Below are 3,438 nucleotides of genomic sequence, written 5' to 3'. Positions count from 1 at the left end.
TCTCGGCGCGTACCACTTCCAGGGTGGTATGGTCGTTCACCAGGTGATGGATCAAGGTCAGCAGCACCCAGCGCTGCTGACCGGCATCGTAGGCGAAACTGGTCCGCATCAGCGGTGCTTGCGTCAGGTCGAGGCGAGCATGGCGCGGGTCGAAGCGGGCCCGCAGCTGGCGTGCGACGTCGCCGTCGGCCGGGTCGAGTATCAGCTCTTCCTGCACCAGCGGCGCCGCGCGCCAGACCACCTGCAGTGGTTCCGGCACGCCTTCCCAGACGATGGCAGTGCGTAGTACGTCGTGCCGCTGGATCACGGCTTGCAAAGCTGCCAGATAAGAATCGAGTCGTGCCCGGGTATCAAAACTGGTCAATCCCACCAGCAAGTAGGGATCGCCTTCTTTCGCCATCAAGTGGTGGAACAGGATGCCTTCCTGCAACGGCGCCAGCGGATAGATATCCTGCACATTGGCGGCGCCGCTTGGAACGTTGCCGACAACGCTGGCGATTTCAGCGCTGCTCAACGTCACCATCGGCAGCATCGCCGGCGTAATGAGTTCACACCCGTCCGGGATCAGGCTGGCCGGCACCGCCACCAGGCGGCTTTCTGCGCCGATTGCCGCGGCCAGTCCGGCCAGGGTCGGGGCGGCGAACAAGGCGCGTACTTCCGCTTGCAAGCCTTGCTGGCGCATCCTTTCCATCAAGGTCACGGCCAGCAGCGAATGGCCGCCCAGGGAAAAGAAATTGTCGTCGCGGCCGATGCGTTCGATCTGCAGCAGTTCCGACCAGATGGCCGCCAGGACGGTTTCGGTTTCACCCTCCGGCGCGGCATAAGCTCGCACGGCATAAGCATCGCCGTCCGGCGCCGGCAGGTTCTTGCGGTCCAGCTTGCCGTTCGGCGTCAATGGCAGCGCCGCCAGCGTGACATAGGCTGCCGGCACCATGTAGTCCGGGAGGTTGAGGCTCAGGTGCGCACGCAGCGTCTCGGCTTCGACTTCCTGATTGACCACAATGTAGGCCACCAGGCGCTTGTCGCCCGGACTGTCTTCGCGTGCGATCACCACCGCTTCGCGGATGGCCGGATGGGCCGCCAGTTGAGTTTCGATTTCGCCCAGCTCGATACGGAAACCGCGGATCTTGACCTGGAAGTCGTTGCGTCCCAGGTAGACCAGGTTGCCGTCCGCCTGCCAGTGCGCCAGGTCGCCGGTCTTGTACAGGCGTGCGCCGGGCAGCGGCGAGAACGGGTCCGGAACGAAACGCTGCTCGGTCAGCTCGGCCTGGTTCAGATACCCGCGGGCCACGCCGGCGCCGCCGATGTACAGCTCGCCCGCCACGCCGACCGGCACCGGTTGGCCCAGACTGTCCAGCAGATACACCTGGGTGTTGGCGATCGGTCGGCCGATATGCAGGACTTCGTCCGCCGCCGTCAAGCGGCCGGAAGTGGCCACCACCGTGGCCTCGGTCGGGCCATAGTTGTTGACCAGCGAGAACGGCAAGCCTGCCTGCGGAGCGTGGCGCAAGCGATCGCCACCGGTCAGCAAGTGGCGCAGGTGCGGGTTGCCGATGCCGTTGCTCAAGGCGTATTCGGCCATCGGTGTCGGCAGGAAGCTGACGTCCAGCGGCTGCTCGCGCCACCATGCCAGGACGGTGGCGGCATCGTCGTCCTGCAGCGGCAGCAGCAGGGTGGCGCCGACACTCAGGGTCGGCCAGATTTCCCACACCGCGGCATCGAATCCCAGCCGCGCTACGCAGGAAGTCCGATGGCCCGCCTGCACGTCGAATGCCGCGTTATGCCAATGCACCAGGTTGCTCAGGTTCCGGTGTTCGATCATTACTCCCTTGGGCGTGCCGGTCGAGCCCGAGGTGTAGATCACATAGGCCAGGTGGGATGGCGAGAGTCGGCTGCTGTCCGGGTTGTGCTCCGGATATTCGCTCCAGGCTGGCGCCTGCAGGTCCAGCAGCGGCAGGCTGGCGGGGATTGTCGTCCGCACTTGTTGCCACTCGCCTTCGATCCCGGCCTGCGTCAATACCACCCGCGGTGCGCTGTCGTTCAGCATGTGCGCCAGCCGTTCCGCCGGATACGCCGGATCCAGCGGCACGTAGGCCGCGCCTGCTTTCAGCACTGCCAGCAGGCCAACCACCATTGACAAGCCGCGCTCGACGCAGATCGCCACCCGGTCGTCCGGCTGGACGCCCAGTTCGCGCAGGTAATGCGCCAGCCGGTTGGCCTGGCGGTTGAGTTGATCGTAGCTCAACTGCTCGGCGCCGTGCACCACGGCCGCTGCCTGCGGCGTCTTTGCCGCCTGCGCCTCGAACAGCTGCGGCAGCAAGGACGATGGATAATCCGCTTGCGTCGCATTCCAGGTCGTGACGATCTGCTGGCGCTCCGCTGCAGAGAGCAGCGGCAGCCGGTCGATCATGCAATCGGCGCCGCCGACGACGGCATCCATCAGCAAGGCCATGCGGCTTTGTATCCTGGCGACTTCATCGCGCGTGAAATGGCGCGTGTTGTAATCGAACACCACCAGCACATCCTGGTCCCGATGGAAATCCCGCACCGACAAGGCCAGCGGCGTCTGCTCGAAACCATGGTCCAGCTTGATGCCGCTGGCCATGCCGTCGCCCATGGGGAAATCGGTACTGAAGACTTCGTACGACAGCGAGACATCGAACAACTGGCGGTAGCCGTTTTGCACGACATTGTGGGCGCGGTTGATTTCCACGATAGGGAAGCGCTGGTGGCGGTAGCAGCGGCGCAGTTCTTTTGCAACGGCCGCCATCGCCTGGCTGAACGGTTGCCGGCGGTCCAGCGCGATCGCCACCGGAATGATCGACGAGAACATGCCGAATGTATTTTTTTCGCGCGCGTTGCTGCGGTTATGGATAGGCACGCCGATGACGATTTCATCCAGGTCGTTGGCGCGCGCGAAATAAACGCTGGTCAGGGCCAGCATGAAATCCGAGGCGGAAAAACCATGGCCCGCCGCAAACGCCGTCATCTGCTCGAACAGGGGGCGCTCGATAGACCAGTAGACCTGTTCGCTGGGAGCCAGCGTCTTCGCCGAGAGTGCGCTATCGCCGGCAACCAGCCGTGCGGGCAGTTGCGTGAAACGCTGGCGCCAGAATTCCTTGTCGAGCGTAAACCGGGCGGAGGAGAAATAATCCTGGTCCTTGGCGATGAAGTCCAGGTAAGAGGGCGCTGCTTCGGCGACGGTCGTATCCAGTCCGAGCAGCCGGTTGTAGGCGCTGGCGATGCTGGCGAAACTCTGCGAGGTGCTGATGCCGTCGGCGACCAGGTGGTGGTAGCACAGCAGCCAGTAGTAGCGCGCAGGACCCACGCGTATCAGTTCCATTTTCCATAGCAGCCCGCCGTGCAGGTCGAACGGCTGCTTGAACACTTGCTCCATGCGCTGCCGGGCGAGCTGGTCGCCATCGGCTTCGGCGGAAA

The 3,438-nt window shown here is 64.2% G+C and carries 1 protein-coding gene; it reads right to left on the bottom strand.

All coding sequences use genetic code 11. The features are described 5' to 3' along the window. Window positions 1-3,438, bottom strand: a 3,438-nt coding sequence (locus tag JWQ61_RS17380) for an amino acid adenylation domain-containing protein (protein ID WP_304361624.1), incomplete at both ends; no start/stop codon positions are given.

The sequence above is a fragment of the Collimonas fungivorans genome (assembly GCF_028292705.1).
Taxonomy (GTDB): Bacteria; Pseudomonadota; Gammaproteobacteria; order Burkholderiales; family Burkholderiaceae_D; genus Collimonas; species Collimonas fungivorans_B.
The sequence above is the reverse complement of the archived record's forward strand: the minus strand, read 5'-3'. Positions and strand labels throughout refer to the sequence as shown.